This window comes from Rhodococcus koreensis, from assembly GCF_017068375.1.
GTDB classification, from domain to species: Bacteria; Actinomycetota; Actinomycetes; order Mycobacteriales; family Mycobacteriaceae; genus Rhodococcus_F; species Rhodococcus_F koreensis.
Map to the genome: position 1 here is coordinate 3,661,809 of NZ_CP070609.1, position 19,003 is coordinate 3,680,811.

Genomic DNA, 19,003 nt, shown 5'->3' on the forward strand with positions numbered 1-19,003 from the left:
TCGGCGGTGAGACGCGGCGTCGGGTTCAGCCAGCCACCGACGCACCCAGATAGCTCGGCGGCGCGATTCCGTCCAGCGCCAGCGCGACTGCGGCCCGGGCGGCGACGGGCCCCATCAGGTTGCCGGTCCCGTTGTACCCTCCGACCGCGAAGACACCGGGCCGCACCTCGCAGCACAGGGGGCGACCGTCGGGAGTGAAGCCGACGGACGCCGCCCATCTCCGCGTCACCGACACCGGCCGCCCGGCCATCCGTTCGGCCACCCTCTCGATGTGGGACTGCACCGGTCGGGTCGGCTCAGTGTCGGACGTCCACTCCGCGTCGGCGAACAGGTCGCGGCCACCGCCGACCAGCAATCGGCCGTCGGCGGATTGCTGCGCGTAGTCGTAGCCCCACCGCCCGTACACCGGGCACGGCAGGCGCCGCGGCAGTCCGGGCACGGTGCCGAGCATCTGCAGTCGCGCGGTGCGGACTCGGCCGGCCAGCTCCGGAAGTACCTGCTCGAGTTTCCCGTCCACGGCCACCAGAATCACCGGTGCGCTCACCGTGCCGTGCCAGGTGTGCACGACTCCGGGTCCGAGTGAGGTGACCGGCGAATTCTCGTACAAGCTTGCCGAATTCCGCAGTATCGACGCGAGACCCAATGCTCGGCGCGACGGATTCGTCGCCGCGTCGTCGGGCAGGAATATCCCCTGCCCCAGCTCCCCGTCGTAGGGTTCGACGGCGATGGCATTGTCCCGCAGTGCCTGTGCGAGCGTGTCGCAATCCACCAGTTCTGCTGCCCGCTCGGCGGCTTCGGCGTCGTCGACGGGATCGCCGGGGAGTCCGGCCAGTCGAATCGACCCGGTTCGCGTGATCACGTCCGTACCCAGCACGTCGGCGAGGTGGTCGAGTTCGGCGAGCGTCGCCCGGTACAGGTCCACCGACGCCGCACCCCACGCGGCGACCGACGAATGCAGGAACGCCGCCGGACCACCCAGCAGGAATCCGCCGTTCCGTCCGGCCGCGCCCGAGGCAACGCGACCCGAATCGAGGCCGACGACGGTGAGCCCGCGGGTTGTCAGTTCCTCGACAGCGGCGAGACCGGAACCGCCGAGTCCGACGACGCACGCATCCGCGGTCAGGCGTGATTCCAACCGCGGCAACCCCGACCATGCCGCCACTACCGGGTCGTCATCCCACGCGCACCGTGAATCCATGACGGACACGGCAGCTTTCAGTCGGTGAGGTCGAGGGCGGCGCGGACGATGCTGTCAGTGTCGATGCCGTGGTAGCGGTAGACGTCGTCGAGGGACCCGACCTGCCCGAATTTGCTGACCCCGAGCGCGGCACCGGGCACGTTGTTGATGCCGGTCAGGAACGCGAGGGTGTGCGGGTGCCCGTCCAGGACGGTCACCATGGGCGCCGCCCGGTCGGCGGGGAACACCTGGTCGAGGATCCACGAGGGACCGTCGGCGAGTCCGCGGCGGGCCTGGACCGCCTCGAACAGCAGTCCGGGGCTGGTCACACACACCACATCCGCGGCAATCCCCTGCTCGGCCAACCGGTCTGCGGCGGTGAGGGTTTCGGTGATCATCGCACCGACCCCGACCAACGTCACCACCGGCTTGTCGGTGTGCCGCAGCGTGTAGGCGCCGGCGACGACCTGCCGGCGGCGGCGTTCCCGGGCCGCGGGGTCGGAGGGCACGGCGGCGAGGGTCTGATCGACCGGGCGGGTCGACAGGCGCAGGTACGACGAGGAACCGTCCGGCCGTCCCAGCCGGGAGATGCTGTCGAGCAGGGTCCATTCGACGTCGATCGCGAACGCCGGCTCGAAACTCACACACCCGGGCTGCTCCAGCCCGATCGACGGCGTCTTGATCGACTGGTGCGCCCCACCCTCCGCGGCAAGGGTGACGCCGGAGGGAGTGCCGACCAGGATCGACTGCCCGCCCGCGTAGATCCCGTACGACCACGGCTCGAGGGCACGTTCGACGAACGGGTCGTACATCACCCCGATCGGGAACAGCGGCTGACCCCACCGGCTCCAGGTGGCTCCGAGCTCCCCCATCAACCCGACCAGGTTGGTTTCGGCGATCCCCAGTTCCATGTGCTGCCCGGTGGGCTTTTCCCGCCAGTGCATGATCGTCTCGGCGTCGTCGTCGAACCAGTTGCGGCGCTCGTTCGGCGACCACACCCCGACCTTGTTCAACCAGCCCGCCAGATTCGTCGTCGACGAGACGTCCGGGCTGACCGTGACCACCCGCTTCGCCGCGTCCGGGGCCTGACGCGACAGATCCAGCAACGCCCGCCCGAGCGCTGCCTGGGTCGTGGACGTCCCGGACGGGGTGCGCCCGATGTCGGCGGGGACGGCGGGCGGTGTGGCGAGTTCGACCTTCTTGCGCGTCAACGTCTCCGCGGTGGCCGCGCACACCCGGCCCGCGGTGCTGTCCGCGGCGAACCGTGCCCACGGATCGTTCGGATCCATCCCCAGTTCGGTGGCCAGCTGTTGGTACTGCTCCACCGTCAGCAACGACGAATGATTCTGCGGGTGCCCCTGCGTGGGCAGGCCGCGGCCCTTGATGGTGTACGCGATGATCACCGTCGGCCGGGTGTCGTCGATCCGCGCATAGGCGGCGCGGAGGGCGTCGAGGTCGTGCCCACCGAGATTGCGGATCGCCCGCAGCAGGGTGGCGTCATCCAACTCGCCGATCAGCGAGGCGATCGCCGCCGCGTCGGGGCCGTCGCCGGGCAAACGACGACGCAGTTCCTCGGCGTCGCAGCGCAACAGCCGCTGGTATTCGGGGTTGGGCATGTCCAGAATCCGGGTCCGCATCGCCGGACCACCGGCCCGGGTGAACAACGACTCGAGCAGGGTCCCGAACTTCACGGTGATCACCTGCCACCCCGCGGCGGAGAACATCGCCTCGAGCCGGCCGGCGGCGATGTTCGGGACCACCCGGTCCAGGGACTGCCGGTTCAAATCGACGATCCACACGATCTCCCCGAGTTCGGCGACCGAGGTGTCCAGGATCGCCTCCCACACCGCGCCCTCGTCCAACTCCGCATCCCCGACCAGTGAGTACTGTCGTCCCGTCCCGGCACCGCCGATGGTGGTGTCGACGTAGCGTCGGGCGATGGCACCCCAGATCGGGGCCGTGGCACCGATCCCGACGGACCCGGTCGAATAGTCCACCGGATCCGGATCTTTCGCCCGACTGGGGTAGGACTGCAGGCCACCGAACTCCCGCAACGTCGTCAGATACTTCTCGTCCAACTCCCCCAGCAGGTAGTTGATGCCGTGCAGCACCGGCGAAGCATGCGGCTTCACCGACACCCGATCCCCCCGCCGCAACTGCTCGAACCACAACGACGTCATGATCGACACCATCGACGCACACGACGCCTGATGCCCACCCACCTTCAACCCCGTCGGATTCGGCCGAACCCGGTTGGCGTGATGGATCATCGACGTCGCCAACCACAACACCCGTTGCTCGATCTCCACGAGTGCTTCCGGAGTGCTCGAGCGCGGGGCGAGTTGGTTCGTGTGGGCATCGATCGTGCGGGCGTCGTTCATGGTTTCGTCCTTGCCTGTGAGTTCCGGGCACCGAATCCGATCCTCCTCGGCCCAGTTCGTGAGCGAGGCGGATCGGCGGTGACGGGCAGGCGGACCTGTGGGAACCGGCCTCACCGCATCTTCGAGGTCTCATGTGCAGATCTCTCACAACAGTCGACCACCGGAACGCACTTTGAGCAATACCGTTTACCAAAGTTAAGCATCCTGCGCATTCACAGAGCGGACGCCGCGGTCGACGGTTGGCAAAATGCCCAGCACAACCGCCGTCGCCACCGCCCGGCGCTACCCTGACCGGAAGGGCTGTTCACCGCGCACACCAACTCAGGGGGATCGATTTGACCACCACACCAGACCGCGTTCGCACGGCGTTCCCGGACATCAGTTCGCGTACGTGGGAGCACCCCGCGGACCGGGCGGCGCTCGTCACCCTGCGCACGCTGAAGGGGTTCGACACCGTTTTCCGGACCATCTCGGGTCTGCTGCAGGAGCGTCAGCACCGGCTGATGTACCTGGCCACGTCGGTGCGCGTCGACGAACGGCAGTTCAGCGATCTCCACGACCTCCGCAGCGACTGCGTGCGGATCCTGGGTGCCGACGAGACACCTGAGCTGTTCGTGCTGCAGACCCCGGTGGTGAATGCCTTCACCATCGGCATGGACCGGCCGTTCATCGTGGTCACCACCGGGTTGCTCGACGTGATGAACTACGAAGAGCAGCGGTTCGTCATCGGTCACGAACTCGGGCACGCCCTGTCCGGGCACGCGGTGTATCGCACGATCCTCATGCACCTGATGCGGCTGGCCGGGACCATCGGCTGGATGCCCATCGGCGGGTGGGCGCTGCGGGCGATCATCGCCGCGCTCATGGAATGGCAGCGTAAGTCCGAACTGTCCGGCGACCGTGCCGGATTGCTGTGCGGTCAGGACGTCCACACCGCCCTCCGCGTGCAACTGAAGCTGGCCGGCGGTTCCCGGGTGAGTGAGATCGACACCGACGCCTTCCTGGCCCAGGCCGCGGAGTACGACGCCAGCGGTGACCTCCGCGACGGCGTCCTCAAGCTCCTCAACATCGAACTGCTCGCCCACCCCTTCTCGGTGCTGCGGGCCGCCGAGTTGAAGAAATGGGTGGACAGCGGCGCCTACGCGGCAATCCTGCGAGGAGAGTACCCACGCCGGCACGAGGACGACGACGCCAAGATCAGCGAAGAGTTCCGCAAGGCCGCGAAAACGTACAAGCAGAATTTCGACGCCTCCAACGACCCGCTGATCCGCATGCTCCGCGAGATCGGCAGCGGACTGGGCACCACCGTCGACGCCGTCGGCAATGGTGTCGGCGACGTCGCGGCGGACATCAAGGAACGCTTCACCCACTGGCGCCGGAACTCCGACGGCAAGAAGGATTCCGAGGGCAAGCGGGATTCCGACGACAAGAGCGACGGCGACAACTGACCGGAAGCCGACGGTAGGCCGGGCGCCGCAGCCCGCGCCCGGCCTTCCCGTCAGTCGGCCATTGCCTCGGCCAGCTCCTCGACCTCCTGGATGACCGGTTCGGGTACCCGCACCGGTCCGGGGGTGTAGGTGACCGACCGCAGTCGGCCGGTGAACCGGAACGTCCCTCGCCGTTCCCGCAGATCCCACACCACCGGTCCGCGGGCGTCGACGCCCACCGAGATCCCGGTCCACGGCGCCATGCCGACGAGCTGGAACTGGTCGTCGAGGGTGGCGACATCGGTGGTCACCCCGGCCCCATCGGTGAGCGCGACGGTGAAGTTCCACCGGACGGATTCGGTGGCCTCGGCCCGCACCTGCACACCGACCACACCCTCGCCCAGGGGCGCCGACGTGTGTGCGACACGGCCGTAGCTGTTGACCGCGAACACGATTCGACCGTCCTCGACGTAGAGCACATAACCGCCGTGCGGATCGCCGTGCGCGACGAGCACTCCCTCGTCGCCTGCGGCGATCTCGTGGGTGGCGACGTCGATGGTGAAGTCGCGGTACTGGATCAGCACACTGGACCGATAGCGTTCCAGCGTGGGTGTGCCCGCGAGGATCTTCACCGGTTCCGCGAGCCGGCGCTCGTCGGGCCGGCGCTGCACGGCCTTGCGGTCGTTGAGGATCGGGAACACGGTGTTGTGCCAGGCCGCGCGATCCCATGCCTCGGCCAGTTCCTGCACCTTCTCGGGGAAGAGGTGTGCGACGTCCGTGGTCTCGGCGGGGTCGGATTCGACGTCGAACAGTTGCCACTGCGGATCGTCGACCCGGGTCGGATCCGTGTGCAGCGACAGCAGTTTCCAGCCGTCCCGGTAGAACCCGCGGTGACCGCCGAACTCGGCGTACTGCTCCGTGTGCGGGGTCGGCTGCGTCGCGTCGCGCAGGACCTCGGCGATGCTGACGCCGTCGCGCTCCTGCGCGGGAAGCCCGTTCCGATGGGTCGGCGTCTCGAGTCCGGCGAGGTCCAGGAGGGTCGGGGTGATGTCGGTGACGTACGAGTAGTGCTTGCGCAGCCCGGTGTCGCCGTCGGCGCGCCGGAGCCCGGCAGGCCAGGACAGCAGGAACGGCACCCGGACACCGCCGGCGAACGTCTGCCCCTTGTAGAACCGGAACGGCGTGTTGGACGCCTGGCCCCAGCCGCGCGGGTAGTGGACTCCGATCTTCTCCGAGCCGATCAGTTCCTCGTCGTGCGGGACGTCGCGCACCCAGTCGGACGGCACCGGCCCGTGCACGAATTGACTGAAGTACGAACGGGTTCCCACCGCACCACCTTCGGCCGTGCCGCCGTTGTCGGAGGTGAACACGATGATGGTGTTGTCGGTTTCGCCGAGTTCGTCGAGGGTGTCGAGGACCCGGCCCACGCTCTGGTCGATGCTGTCGACCATGGCGGCGTAGACCTCCTGGTACCGGGCGAACCGTAACTGCTCCTCTTCGGTGAGCTCGTCCCACGGCGGGGCGTCGTAGCCGGGTTCGGTGTTCCGCTCGGCGATCGGCGTGCCGGGAGGGAAGAACCCGGCCTCGACCTGGGCATCGAACCGGTTGCGTCGCACGGCGTCCCAGCCCTCGGTGTAGCGGCCGCGGTACTTCGCGAGGTCTTCGGGCTTGGCCTGGTGCGGCCCGTGCATGGCGATGTGCGAGAAGTACAGGAAAAACGGCTTGTCGGCGTCGTGTGCGCGCAGGCTCTTGATGCGGGCGACGGCCTTGTCGGTGATGTCGTCGGTGACGTAGTAGTCCGACGGGTACTCCTCGACGTCGACCACCGAATTGTCGGAGATCAACTCGTTCGGGTAGTAGAACGAATTCAGCCCTTCGAGCGACCCGTAGTAGCTGTCGAACCCGCGTTGCAGCGGCCAGGAGTCGCGGGTGCGCCCCGGCGCGAGGTTGGTGTCGCGCGCGAGATGCCACTTCCCCACCGCGTGCGTGGCGTACCCGTTCGCGCGGAGGATCTCGGCGAGGCTCAGCGCGTCGTCCGCCAGTTCCATCCGCAGCCCGGGGAAGCCGGGATCGAAGTTCGCGACGCTGCCGTACCCGGCGCGGTGCGGGTTCAGCCCGGTGAGCAGCGCAGCGCGGGCCGGTGAGCAGACCGAGGTGGTGTGATAATTCGACAGCCGGTAGCCGCTGTCGGCGAGCCGGTTGAGGTTGGGGGTGTCGATTTCGGAGCCGAACGGCCCGATGTCCGAATAGCCCATGTCGTCGATGAGGATCACCACGATGTTCGGCGCGCCGGCCGGGGCCTTCGTCTCCGGCTTCCACCACGGCGTCGACTCCGCGCTCGTCCGCCCGATGCGCCCGCCGAATCCGTCGTACCCTCGCGCGCCCGACGGGATCTGCTGCTGACCGTCGACACCACCGGTTCCGTTACTTCCCACTTCGGGCACGCGCGCAATCCCTTCACTCACGGAGAAAGGATTTCCCCGCACATGTGGGGGAATCGTACGGATGCTCACGACCCCGGCGAGTGGTTTGAATCACGAAGATTCCAAACCGCGTTCACCCGCTGTGACCTGCATCGCCCAAAACCGGTGGCAGAACGTGATCTGCGCAATGAAAGGGGCCACTTTTACACGCGCGTAAGATTTTCAGGACAGGATTTGCGGTGAACGTGCTCCTGCCCGCGTGTGATCGTCCAGAAAGCTGTACCACTGTGCTCCAGCTCATCTCGATACTCGGCCTCCTCCGACGTGCCGGCTCCACCGCATGGCCGTCGCTGCGCACCGCGTTGCTTCGCTTCGCGGGGTACCTGGTACCGATTGCGCAGACGGCGGTCACCGCGGGGGCGGCGTGGTGGGTGTCGGTCGAGGTGGCCGGTCACGAGCAGCCGTTGCTGGCCCCGCTGGCCGCGGTCGTGTGCCTGAGCGTCGCGCGTGGCGCCCGCAGCCGCCGCGCCGGTGAACTCATCGCCGGTGTCACCATCGGAACGATCGTGTCGGACGTCGTCGTGCGGTACATCGGCAACGGCCCGTGGCAGATCTGCCTCGTGGTGGCGGTGGCCATGTCTTTCGCGGTGCTCCTCGACGGTGGCTCGGTGATCGTGCTGCAGTCGGGTTCGTCGGCGGCGTTGGTCGCGGCGATGGCGTCCGCGACCGCCGCGCACCCGTTCGATCGGGTCGTCGATGCGTTGATCGGCGGTGCGCTGAGTCTGGTGGCGCTGTCCGTGTTGCCCACCGACCCCGTGCGACGGACGCGCCGGTGTGCCGCCGCGGTGCTGGACAGCGTCGCCGCGGCCCTCCGGCAGACGTCGAAGGGACTGGCCGCCGGCGATGTCTCCGCACTGGAGGACGCTCTCGCGCTTGCCCGTTCGACGCAGTCGACCATCGACAGCATGCGCGTCGAACTCCGTTCGGGCTCCGAGGTGGCGCGCATCTCGCCGATTCACTGGCGGGGACGTCGCCGCATCGGCCGGCTCGCGTCGATCGCGGACCCGATCGACAACGCCGCACGCAACACCCGGGTTCTGGTGCGGCGAGCCCTGATCGCCACGTACGACGGCGAGCGGGTGGACCCGCAGTTGGCGGACGCCGTCTCCGAACTGGCGCACCTCGCCGACCGGATGCGGCTCATGATCCTCGCGACTCCCGCGAAGAAGCCCAACGAAATCCAGCTCAGCGACGAACTCGAACGGTTCGCACGCGCACTGCCGCAGCAGGAGATCTCGGCCGGGTTCTCCGCGGCGGTCGTGTCCGCACAGGTCCGATCGATCGTGATCGACTTCTTCGAGGTGTGCGGCATCCCGCGCGCCGTCTGCCGGCCGATGCTGCCCCGCCCCGCCCAGTACGCGGAAGCCGCGTAGCCCCGTAGCTCAGGACAGGTCGAGCCGGCACTCGTCGGGCGCACGGGAGTTGTCGATGACGCAGAACCGGTTGCCCTCGGTGTCCGCCAGCACCACGAAGTCCGATTCCTCCGGGTACCGGTCCCACGGCACCCGCTGCGCGCCGAGACCGACGAGTCGTTCGATCTCGGCGGCCTGATCTTCGCTGTCGCGGGCGTGCAGGTCGAGGTGCAGTCGTGGTTCGGGTTCCGCGTCGTGTTCGCTCTGCTGGATCGCGAGCACCGGCCGGCCGTCGGGCCGGGTCAGGTTGGTGAAGCCGTTGTCGCCGACCGGCGGGCGCGCGGCCAATCCGAGTGCCTCGGTCCAGAACCTGACTGCGCGGTCGACGTCGCGTGCCCCGATGACGGTCGTTCCCAGAATGAGCATGATCCGAACTTATCCGCTGTGCCGGGCCGGGGTGGACGATGTGGGTGTGGAATTTCAGGATGCGATATTGCGGCCCCTCGCCGAGCGGTTGTGTCGCGTCGACGGCGTCGTCGGCGTCACCCTCGGCGGCAGCCGCGCCCGTGGCACGCACACGGCGGAATCCGACTACGACCTCGGCGTCTACTACCGCGGGACGCTCGACACCGACGGGCTGACCGCGCTCGCGCAGGAGTGGGCGGGCGCCGGGGCGTCTGCGACCCGCACCGGCGAATGGGGTCCGTGGGTCGACGGCGGGGCGTGGCTGTCGTACGACGGCCGGGCGGTGGACTGGCTGTACCGCGACCTCGACCGGGTGGCCTCGGTCTGGCAGGACTCGCAACAGGGGGTGTACGGGTTCCACGCCCAGACCGGTCACCCGTTCGGGTTCGCGGACATCGCGTACGCCGGCGAACTCGCGTCGGCGGTGATCCTCGTCGATCCGTCCGGACAGCTCGCTGAGTTCCGAACCGCCATGCAGCACTACCCGGACGCGCTGCGCGACGCCCTGGTGCGGCGGGGGCTGTGGGAGGCGGAGTTCGTCACCGCGCTGGCCCGCAAGGCAATCCCGCGAGCCGACACCACCTACGTGGCGGGGTGCCTGTTCCGCGCAGTATGCCTGTGCGCCCACGCCCTGCACGCCCACGCCCGGCGCTGGCTCATCAGCGAGAAGGGCGCCGCAGCCGCCGCCGGCGCCCTGCCGAACGCACCGGCCGACTTCGGCGCTCGTGCTCACGCCGTCCTCGGCCGGCTCGGCACGACACCGGACGAACTGACTGCCGCTCTCACCCTGGCCGAACAGCTCGTCGCGGACACCCGCGACGCCTGCCCGCTCACCTGAGCACGCGCACCCTCAGCCGTCCGCCCCGAACCGCCCGCGGGCCTCGACCGGAATCAGCGGCTTCTCCGCCCGCGCCCTGATCTGCTGGACCGCCCACGTATTGCCGTCGGGATCGGCGAATCCGAAGAACGTTCCCCCGTCACGCTCGTCGAACACGGTGATCTCACTGACCTCGACATCTCGATCGAGCAACTCCTGGCGGGCAGCGGCGGCGTCGGCGACCACCAACTGCAGTCCCCTCATCGACCCCGGCGCCATCTCCGTGTGCGACGGGAGGTCGCCGATCACGATCGAACACCCCGAACCGGTCGGCGTCAGCTGAACGACGTGCATGTGCTCGTTGGTGGTGTCGTGATCGAGATGAAAACCGAGCTTGTCGCGGTAGAACGCGACGGAACGATCGATGTCACTGACGGGCAGAACGACCACTTCGAGTGTCCAGTCCATGATGCGAGTTCCTCCGTAGCTGGGCGGTGTACCTGGGGAGCGAAACTGCTCCGCATCAGATAGTGGCACCGTTCCGCATCGCGTGGTGGCGCATCGACGACGCCGCGCTCAGCCGTGCGTGTGGAGCGGCTTCCCCGACAACGCGAGCATCGCCTCGCCCAGCGCCTCGTTCTGCGTGGGGTGCGCGTGGACGAACGGAGCCACGTCGGTGGGCAGGGCTTCCCAGGCGACGGTCAGCTGGGCCTCGCCGATCAGCTCGCCGACGCGGTCGCCGACCATGTGCACACCCACCACCGGGCCCGTGTCCCCGGCCCTGACGACCTTGATCCCGCCCGACGTTCGCAGGATCTGGCTCTTGCCGTTACCCGCGAGGTCGTACACCACGGAGGTCGCGTCGCCGTGCCGTTCGCGGGCGGCGTCCTCGGTGAGGCCGACGGACGCGACCTCCGGGTGCGAGTACGTCACCCGCGGAACGAGATGCTCGGCCACGGGGACCGGATCGAGGCCGGCGATCTCCTCGGCGACGAAGATTCCCTGCTGAAAGCCGCGGTGCGCCAATTGAAGTCCGGCCACGATGTCTCCGACGGCATACACGCCGTCGACGGGGGTGCGGAGCCGGTCGTCGGTGACGACGAACCCGCGGTCGAGGGTGATGCCGTGTTCGGCGAATCCGCAGTCTCCGGTGCGCGGTCCCCGCCCCACCGCCACGAGCAGGATGTCCGCCTCGAGGGTGTCGCCGCCGTCGAGTTCCACGAGGACGCCGTCCGCGGTCTCCTTCGCCGCGGCGACCGTGACGCCGGTTCGGGTGGAGATACCGCGTTTGCGGAACGCGCGTTCGAGTTGCTTCGAGCACCAGGGATCCTCCGCCGCGACCAGGCGAGGAAGTGCCTCGACGATGGTCACGTCCGCGCCGAACGACGCCCAGACACTGGCGAACTCGACACCGATCACGCCGCCGCCGAGGACGATGGCCTTCTTCGGGACGAACCCGAGGTTCAGGGCGTCGTCGCTGGTGACGATGCGCTCACCGAGCTCGATGGACGGAACGGTCCGGGCGTCGGAGCCGGTGGCGAGAACCACGGACGTTCCCGTGTAGCGGGTGCCGTCCACCTCGATCGTCCTGTTCCCGAGATACTTTCCGTGACCGGTCACGACGGTGATCTTGTGGTGGGCGACCAGGCCTCGGAGCCCCTTGTGCAAGCGATCGATCGTGCCGTTCTTGTACCGGTGCACCGCGTCGATGTCGATGCCGTCGAACGTCGTTCGCACCCCGAACTCCACACCGGTCCGCGCGGCGTCGGCGATCCCGGCGGAGTGCAGCAGCGCCTTGGTCGGGATGCAACCCCGGTGCAGGCAGGTTCCGCCGATCTTGTCCGCCTCGATCAGCGTGACCGACAGCCCGAGTTGCGCGGCCCGGAAGGCGCAGGCGTAACCGCCGGAGCCGCCGCCGAGGATCAGGACGTCGCTGTGCGCGCCTGTCATCTACAGCCTCCCCAGGAAGGTGATCGGGTTCTCGATGTAGTCGGCGAACAGCCGGAGGAATCCTCCGGCGACACCGCCGTCACACACCCGGTGATCGAAACTCAGCGACACCTGCATCACCTTCCGAACGGCCAACTGCCCGTCCACCACCCACGGTTTGTCGACGATACGACCCACACCGAGGATCGCCGCCTCGGGATGGTTGATGATCGGGGTCGAACCGTCCACACCGAACACACCGTAGTTGTTGAGGGTGAACGTGCCCCCGGTCAGCCGCGACGGCGGGAGTGCTCCCTCGCGGGCCAGCGCCGTGGTGTCCCGCAGTTGCCGGGCAAGGTCGACGGTCGTGAGCGAGTCGGCCTTCTCGATCACCGGGACGACCAGCCCGCGTGGGGTTTGCGCCGCAATGCCCAGGTGCACATGACCGTAGCGCACGATCTCGTTGCGTTCGGTGTCAACTGTGGAGTTCAGTTCCGGGTACCGCGCGAGCGCCGCGAGCGCCAGGCGGGCGAGCAGGGCCATCAGACCGACCTTGTCGTCCTCGGGCAGTGCGGCGTTGATCGTGCGGCGGGCCTGCACGAGTTCGGTGGCGTCCACGTCCACCCACGTCGTGGCGTCCGGAATTTCGCGGCGGCTCGTGGACAGCTTGTCGGCGACCGCCTTGCGCACGCCCTTGATCGGTATCCGCTGCACGTCAGTGGAGTCGGGCGTGGTGTCGAGCGCCCGCTCGACGTCGGCGCGGGTGATCACACCACCGGGACCACTGCCCGGCAGCCGCGACAGGTCGAGGTCGTTCTGCCGCGCGAGGTTGCGGACGACCGGCGAGATGACCCGCGTCGCAGAAGCGTTGGGGGCCTGCGCGACTTCGCGGTTCGCGGCGACCCGACGCCGGCGCCGACCGGTGTCCTCACTGGTGCCGTACCCGATCAGGACGTTGCCGCTTCCGGACTGTTCCTCCTCGCGGTACTGCTCGTGCGCGGCGGGGGTACCGCTCACGGTGATCAGTGGGGTGCCGACCTTCAGTGTCGAGCCTTCGTCGCCGTGCAGGGAGATCACCGTACCCTCGAACGGAATCGGCACCTCGACCGCGGCTTTGGCGGTCTCGACCTCGACGACCACCTGGTCGATGGTGACGGTGTCGCCGACGCGGATTCGCCACTCGGCGATGTCGGCCTCGGTGAGTCCCTCGCCGAGGTCGGGGAGCAGGAAGACTTGGCCGCTCATGCTGTCACCGCCCAACGGGTGTCGGCGGAGTCGTTCCACTGCAACCGGTCGACGCTGTCGAGGACGCGGTCGATGTTCGGCAAGTGCAGGCGTTCGAGTTTCGGCGCCGGGTACGGGATGTCGAATCCACTGACCCGCAACACCGGGGCGTGCAGGTGATGGAAGCAGCGTTCCTGGACGCGGGCGGCGATCTCGGCGCCGACGCCAGCGAATCCCTGCGCCTCCTGAATGACGATGCACCGGCCGGTCTTCCGGACCGACGCCATGACCGTCTCGTCGTCGAACGGCACGATCGACCGCAGGTCGATCACCTCGAGGTCGTGACCCTCCGCCGCGGCGGCCTCGGCGGACTCCAGCGCGACGGTCACCGACGGACCGTAGGCGACGAGGGTCGCGTCCCGGCCGGCACGCCGGACGGCTGCCTTCCCGATCGGCGCGCCCACCGCGAGATCGACGTCGGCGCGGGAGAAGTACAGCCGTTTCGGCTCGAGGAAGATCACCGGGTCCGGGTCGTCGATGGCGGCGCGCAGCAGGGTGTAGGCGTCCTCGACGGTGGACGGGGCCACCACCTTCAGCCCCGGGGTGTGCGCGTAGTAGCCCTCACTGGAATCGCAGTGATGCTCGACGCCGCCGATGCCGCCGGCGAACGGGATCCGGATGACGATCGGCACCGACAGCGCGCCCTTGGTGCGGTTCCGGATCTTCGCGACGTGGGAGACGATCTGCTCGAACGCCGGGTACGCGAACGCGTCGAACTGCATCTCGACGACCGGCTTGAACCCGGCCATCGCCATGCCGATGGCGAAACCGATGATGCCGGATTCGGCGAGCGGGGTGTCGAAGCAGCGGTCGTCGCCGAAGTCGCGGGTGAGTCCGTCGGTGACCCGGAAGACGCCGCCGAGCGTGCCGACGTCCTCACCGAAGACGACGACGTTCTCGTCCGCGGCGAGCGCGTCGCGCAGCGCGGTGTTCAGGGCCTGAGCCATGGTGAGTGTGGGCATGATTCAGTGCTCCTCGGATTCGGCGGCCAGTTCGGCCTGCACCTGGGCCTGCTGTTCGCGCAACTGTGGGGTGGGTTCGGCGAAGACGTGCCGGAACAGATCGAGCGGGTCGTGGGGCCGGTCGACGTTCATTCCGGCGCGCAGGGCCGCGGCGGCGGTGTCGGCCTCGGCGGTCAGGGCGTCGACGGACGCGTCGTCGAGCAGGTCCCGGCCGCGCAAGTACTTCTCCAGCCGGGTCAGCGGGTCGCGTCCGAGCCACTGCTCCACCTCGGACGAGTCGCGGTAGCGGGTGGCGTCGTCGGCGTTGGTGTGCGCGTCGATCCGGTAGGTGCGGGCCTCGACGATGACCGGCCCGTTGCCGGCCCGGACGAAGTTCGCTGCCTCGTCCATCACGGCGAGCATGGCGACCGGGTCGTTGCCGTCGACCTGCTCGCTGCCGATTCCGTAGCCGACGCCTTTGTGCGCCAACGTGGGTGCGGCGCTCTGCCGGGCGAGCGGCACGCTGATCGCGAATCCGTTGTTCTGCACCAGGAACACCACCGGGGCCTTGAACACGGCCGCAAAGTTGAGGGCCTCGTGGAAGTCGCCCTCACTGGTCGCGCCGTCGCCGCAGAACGCCAGCGCGATCGCGTCTCGGCCCCTGCGGTGTTCGCCGTACGCCACACCGGTGGCGTGCAGCAACTGAGTGGCCAGCGGGGTGCACTGGGGTGCACTGCGGTGCCGCGCCGGGTCGTAGCCGCAGTGCCAGTCGCCGGCGAGCATGCTGAGGATCTCGACCGGCTCGATACCGCGGGCGGCGAGCGCCACCGAGTCGCGGTAGGTGGGGAACATCCAATCGGTCGGTCGCAGGCTCATCGCCGCCGCGATCTGGCAGGCCTCCTGGCCACGCGAGGACGGATACACCGCCAGCCGGCCCTGCTTGGTCAGGGCCGTCGCCTGCTGATCGAAGCGCCTGCCCAGCACCATGTCCCGGTGCATCTCCACCAGACGGTCGTCACTCGGCCTCGGGTACCGGGCCTCGCTCTCGGTGAGCGCGCCCGCCGAATCCAGATACTGCACCGCACTGTCGGCGGGAAGGAACTTCCGATACGGCCTCGCCGGGGGCTGCTCTACGAGCGTCACGTCTACCTCCATATGCATTGTGTTCGTCAATGCTCGCAACTGAACGACCTATCGACAACGACTGGGAGGAATCGGAGACAAATGGCCTAGAATCGGCCTGTCGGGGGCAGAATGTCTCACCGGAGTGTGAGCGACCACAGCAGGGATGGACAGATGGCCGAGGGCACAACGGACACGTACGAACTCGACGCGATCGACCGACGCATCATCAAGGAACTCGTCGCCGACAGCCGCATCTCGATGCGAGCGCTGGCGGAGAAGGCGCACATCTCCCGCGCCCACGCGTACGTCCGCATCGAACGGTTGCAGGAAGCCGGGATCATCGAAGGATTCACCACCCGCATCTCGCACTCCAAAGCGGGCCTGGGCTCCTCCGCGTTCATCGCCCTGTCGATCAGGCAGGACTCGTGGCGGGGAATCTCCACCCAGCTGCGGACATTGCCGTTCGTCGAGCACTTCTCACTACTGGGTGGCGATTTCGACGTTCTCGTCCTCGTCCGCGCACCGGACAACAGCGCACTGCGTCACGTCGTCCTCGAACGGTTGCAGAGCCTCGAAGGTGTGCAGGCGACCAAGACGTGGCTGATTTTCGAGGAAGCCAGCGGGCCCGGTCCGGAATGGGTTCGTTGACGCGGCGGATACGATCGCAGCATGCGCAGCGACCTGATGAAGAACGCGGAACGCAACGGAGAACCGGGCACCTTCGTGCTCCAGAATCCCCGAATGCTCAAGGTGGACTTGACCGGAACTGGCGGCCACTTCTTCGCCCGGCAGGGAGCGATGGTCGCGTACCAGGGTGACGTCGACTTCTCGTACGAGGGCAGCGGCGGCGTCGGGAAGTTCTTCAAGAAGGCGTTCACCGGTGAGGGCATGTCGCTGATGAAGGTGTCCGGCAACGGCGACGTGTTCCTCGCCCGCGACGCCGACGAGATCTTCCTGCTCGAACTCGAGGACGAGTCGGTGACCGTCAACGGTTCCAACGTCCTCGCGTTCGACAGTTCCCTGACCTGGGATATCCACCGCGTCGAGGGCGCGTCGATGCTCAGTGGCGGACTGTTCAACACCACGTTCACCGGGCGCGGCGTTCTCGCCGTCACCGTGTACGGCACCCCCGTCGTCCTGAACGTGGACACCCCCACTTACGTCGACATGCAGAGCGCAGTGCTGTGGTCGACCGGCCTGCACTCGACGATCCGCAAGACGGCGAAGATGGGCGCTGCGATCGGCCGAGGATCCGGTGAGGCATATCAGCTGTGCCTCACCGGAAACGGATTCGTCGTCGTGCAGGCGTCGGAGGGGCACCCGGTTCCCACGCATTGACCGCGGCGTCTGTGCGGGTGCCCCTGTCGATCACCCGGCCCGGGTACGGCCGAGGGCACCGACCGCGACGTCGACGAGCAGGAACGCGACGAGGCTCAGTCCCAGAAGCGGGACGAACCAGCCGACGAGGACGACGCAGGCGACTCCGGTCACGGCCGCGACCGGGTGGATTCGACGCCACGTGCCGCGCGCCGGCGGCCTGCCCACCGCCCGGGCAGTGCCGCGGGTGGGACTGCGCCGCCACCAGAGGACGTAGCCGCGGATGATGACGGCGAGCAACGCCACCGCGAGAGCGGCCAGGATCAGCTGGTTGAGCAGACCGAACAGCAAACCCATGTGCAGGGCGATGCCCCAGGACGTCAGCTTCGCGGCGAGCGGCCAGTCGGCGAACCGCGACACGTCCGTCACGGTGCCCGTGGCCCCGTCGATGGCGATCGAATCGGTCGAGAACTGCCATGGTTCGCGGGTCTGGGTGACCGTGAACGCGGTGCCCGTGTCCGCGGGAACGGTCGCCTCGACGGCGCCGGTGACACCGCTGCGCCGGGCGACGTCGAGGACGGTGTCGAGTTCGCCCACGTTCGTGTCGAGGATTCCCGGATCCGACGCGGGAGTGTGCCCGGCGCCGTGCCCGTCGTGACCGCCCGAGGCAGCGCCGCCGGTGTTCGGAGCCGAGTCCAGTTTCTTGTCGATCTTGGGGGTGGTCCAGCTCAGGGCGGTACGGAGTTCGCCGACGTTCTCGCCCGCGTACCGCGACCAGGTCAGGCCCGTCGCCGAGAGGAACACCAGACCGACCGCGATCCAGACCCCGACCACCCCGTGCCAGCTCAGGGTACGGTTGCGGCCGCGGCTCGACCGGTCGAGCGTCCACAACCTGGCGGCGTCCGCGTTCCGGGCCCGGGTCGTGCGATACCGCTGCACCCACAGGTACACGCCGCCGAGCGCGATGACCCACAGCCACGACGCGGCGAGCTCACTGTAGATACGTCCGGGCTCACCGAGGTGCAGGTGCCGGTGCAACTGCGAAATCCAGGTCCGCATCGGCAGCGCCCCACTGCTGCCGTACACCACCAGTTCGCCCTTCGGCTGCGCGGTGGCGGGATCGACGAAGACCGCGAGTCGTTCGGATTCGCCCAGCCCGGGGTCGGTGAACATCACCTGCGTCGTCTCACCCGGTTCGGTCGCCGGGCGCACGGCCGCCACGGCGAGGTCCGGGCGAACCTGCTGCGCGGCCCGCACCTGTTCGGACATCGGCAGATCGGGCCCGGTCGAGTCGACATGCAGGTAGTCGCGGTAGACCAGCTGCTCGACGGACGGCGCGAGGGCGTAGAGGCCGCCGCTGACGGCGGCGATCACCAGGAACGGGGCCACCAGAATCCCCGCGTAGAAGTGCAGACGCAGGATCAGTGGCCGGAGACTGCGCGGCGGCGACGCCGACGAGGACGGGGCGGGCGCGACGGGTTTGTCGCGTTCGAGTTCGGGAATGGACATGATGGTCTCGATTCGAGTTCGGGTGAGGCGGGCACCCAGCGCCGTCGAGGCCGCGCACGTCAGGGGTGCGCTGGGCAACGCGAGGTCAGGGATGTTCCGACTCGGGAAGGGATCGGCACCGGGACTCGCCGGGAGTCTGCTGGTGCCGTGTGAGAACACGCCCGACCGGCGAGCGACACGTCTTTCCGTGTGCGCCGGGAGGGCGGTGAGAGGTTCGACTAGACGAGTGCGGGTGGCCCGCGGGTGCCGGCGCCCGCGGCGACCAGCAGCCACAACGACAGCTTCGCGCGGTAGACCGGGGTCGCCGACCAGGTGCCGGTATCGACCTGCAGTGGGGCCAGGACGGCGAGAACGATGCGCGTCAGCGCCGCCAGGGCCCGCAGACAGGCGCGTTCGGCCGATCGGACCAGCACCGCGGCCACCGCAATGGCGGCGATGTGCGCGGCGATCATCGGAGTGGACAGTCCCAGGCCGTGCGCATGATCGGCCGCCAACGCCAGCGTGGTGTGGCCGATCAGCTGGCCCACTGCGAGCACCGACAGCACGAACAACCATTCGCGGCTGGCCACCCGGATGGCGGCGACCGACGCTCCGACGGCGGCGCACGCCGCGAGAAGCAGCACCACCGAACCGTCGCTCGGGGGCATTCCGCCGCCGGCGATACCGTGCGCGGCGATGCTGACCGCGCCGGACAGTGAACCCACGACGGAGCCGCGCACCCGCGCGACCACATCCAACCGTGAATTCACCCCGCGAGGGTACCGCTCCCACGATCCCGGCACCGGCCGCGGTATGC

16 protein-coding genes are annotated in these 19,003 nt (G+C 68.5%); 5 read left to right on the forward strand and 11 right to left on the reverse strand.

The features are described 5' to 3' along the window. Positions 1-25: 25 nt before the first annotated feature. Positions 26-1,198 (reverse strand): NAD(P)/FAD-dependent oxidoreductase, encoded by a 1,173-nt coding sequence (locus tag JWS14_RS16865; RefSeq protein WP_206013854.1) that lies wholly within the window; start codon positions 1,196-1,198, stop codon positions 26-28. Positions 1,199-1,215: 17 nt separating this feature from the next. Next, positions 1,216-3,672 carry a transketolase-like TK C-terminal-containing protein gene (locus JWS14_RS16870; RefSeq protein ID WP_206013855.1) on the reverse strand — a complete coding sequence of 819 codons (2,457 nt, stop codon included), beginning with the start codon at positions 3,670-3,672 and terminating at the stop codon, positions 1,216-1,218. Positions 3,673-3,893: 221 nt separating this feature from the next. Here JWS14_RS16870 and JWS14_RS16875 point away from each other — a divergent pair, with 221 nt between their 5' ends. Further along, the gene (locus JWS14_RS16875) at positions 3,894-5,006 is read left to right on the forward strand and encodes a M48 family metallopeptidase (protein ID WP_206013856.1); all 1,113 of its coding nucleotides are present in this window, start codon (positions 3,894-3,896) and stop codon (positions 5,004-5,006) included. Between the two features lie 50 nt (positions 5,007-5,056). On the opposite strand, the gene JWS14_RS16880 is transcribed toward JWS14_RS16875, so the two are convergent. Next, entirely contained in the window at positions 5,057-7,420 is a 2,364-nt protein-coding gene (locus JWS14_RS16880) for an arylsulfatase (RefSeq protein WP_420855138.1), read from the reverse strand. Positions 7,421-7,695: 275 nt separating this feature from the next. Between JWS14_RS16880 and JWS14_RS16885 the strand changes: the two genes are divergently transcribed. Continuing rightward, positions 7,696-8,841, forward strand: coding sequence for an FUSC family protein (locus tag JWS14_RS16885; RefSeq protein WP_095861666.1), 1,146 nt, complete (start codon positions 7,696-7,698; stop codon positions 8,839-8,841). A gap of 9 nt (positions 8,842-8,850) precedes the next feature. Here the strand turns inward: JWS14_RS16885 and JWS14_RS16890 are convergent, their stop codons facing one another. Further along, positions 8,851-9,246, reverse strand: coding sequence for a VOC family protein (locus JWS14_RS16890; protein WP_206013857.1), 396 nt, complete (start codon positions 9,244-9,246; stop codon positions 8,851-8,853). Here JWS14_RS16890 and JWS14_RS16895 point away from each other — a divergent pair. Then, complete coding sequence (locus JWS14_RS16895; RefSeq protein WP_206016069.1) at positions 9,245-10,123, forward strand: nucleotidyltransferase domain-containing protein; 879 nt, start codon at positions 9,245-9,247, stop codon at positions 10,121-10,123. The genes JWS14_RS16890 and JWS14_RS16895 overlap by 2 nt on opposite strands. 12 nt (positions 10,124-10,135) lie before the next feature. On the opposite strand, the gene JWS14_RS16900 is transcribed toward JWS14_RS16895, so the two are convergent. The 5 genes from JWS14_RS16900 to pdhA all read right to left on the reverse strand — a co-directional run bounded on the left by JWS14_RS16900 (position 10,136) and on the right by pdhA (position 15,417). Then, positions 10,136-10,570, reverse strand: coding sequence for a VOC family protein (locus JWS14_RS16900; RefSeq protein ID WP_095861663.1), 435 nt, complete (start codon positions 10,568-10,570; stop codon positions 10,136-10,138). Positions 10,571-10,678: 108 nt separating this feature from the next. Then, positions 10,679-12,052, reverse strand: a complete 1,374-nt coding sequence (lpdA, locus tag JWS14_RS16905) for a dihydrolipoyl dehydrogenase (RefSeq protein ID WP_206013858.1) — start codon at positions 12,050-12,052, stop codon at positions 10,679-10,681. Further along, positions 12,053-13,276, reverse strand: coding sequence for a dihydrolipoamide acetyltransferase family protein (locus tag JWS14_RS16910; RefSeq protein WP_206013859.1), 1,224 nt, complete (start codon positions 13,274-13,276; stop codon positions 12,053-12,055). Next, complete coding sequence (locus tag JWS14_RS16915; RefSeq protein ID WP_095861660.1) at positions 13,273-14,277, reverse strand: alpha-ketoacid dehydrogenase subunit beta; 1,005 nt, start codon at positions 14,275-14,277, stop codon at positions 13,273-13,275. Before JWS14_RS16915 ends, JWS14_RS16910 begins: the two co-directional genes overlap by 4 nt. A 3-nt stretch (positions 14,278-14,280) precedes the next feature. Continuing rightward, positions 14,281-15,417, reverse strand: a complete 1,137-nt coding sequence (gene pdhA, locus JWS14_RS16920; RefSeq protein WP_206013860.1) for a pyruvate dehydrogenase (acetyl-transferring) E1 component subunit alpha — start codon at positions 15,415-15,417, stop codon at positions 14,281-14,283. A gap of 135 nt (positions 15,418-15,552) precedes the next feature. Between pdhA and JWS14_RS16925 the strand changes: the two genes are divergently transcribed. Together JWS14_RS16925 and JWS14_RS16930 are read left to right on the forward strand one after the other, a co-directional pair. Further along, positions 15,553-16,029: an Lrp/AsnC family transcriptional regulator gene (locus JWS14_RS16925; RefSeq protein ID WP_072946749.1), complete on the forward strand. Its 477-nt coding sequence runs from the start codon at positions 15,553-15,555 to the stop codon at positions 16,027-16,029. A gap of 21 nt (positions 16,030-16,050) precedes the next feature. Next, positions 16,051-16,719 carry an AIM24 family protein gene (locus JWS14_RS16930; protein ID WP_206013861.1) on the forward strand — a complete coding sequence of 223 codons (669 nt, stop codon included), beginning with the start codon at positions 16,051-16,053 and terminating at the stop codon, positions 16,717-16,719. A 30-nt stretch (positions 16,720-16,749) separates the two neighbouring features. Here JWS14_RS16930 and JWS14_RS16935 read toward each other — a convergent pair whose 3' ends face one another. Both JWS14_RS16935 and JWS14_RS16940 read right to left on the reverse strand, forming a co-directional pair. Next, positions 16,750-18,207 (reverse strand): PepSY-associated TM helix domain-containing protein, encoded by a 1,458-nt coding sequence (locus JWS14_RS16935; RefSeq protein WP_206013862.1) that lies wholly within the window; start codon positions 18,205-18,207, stop codon positions 16,750-16,752. Between the two features lie 218 nt (positions 18,208-18,425). After that, positions 18,426-18,956, reverse strand: a complete 531-nt coding sequence (locus JWS14_RS16940; RefSeq protein WP_174705544.1) for a hypothetical protein — start codon at positions 18,954-18,956, stop codon at positions 18,426-18,428. Positions 18,957-19,003 lie beyond the last annotated feature (47 nt).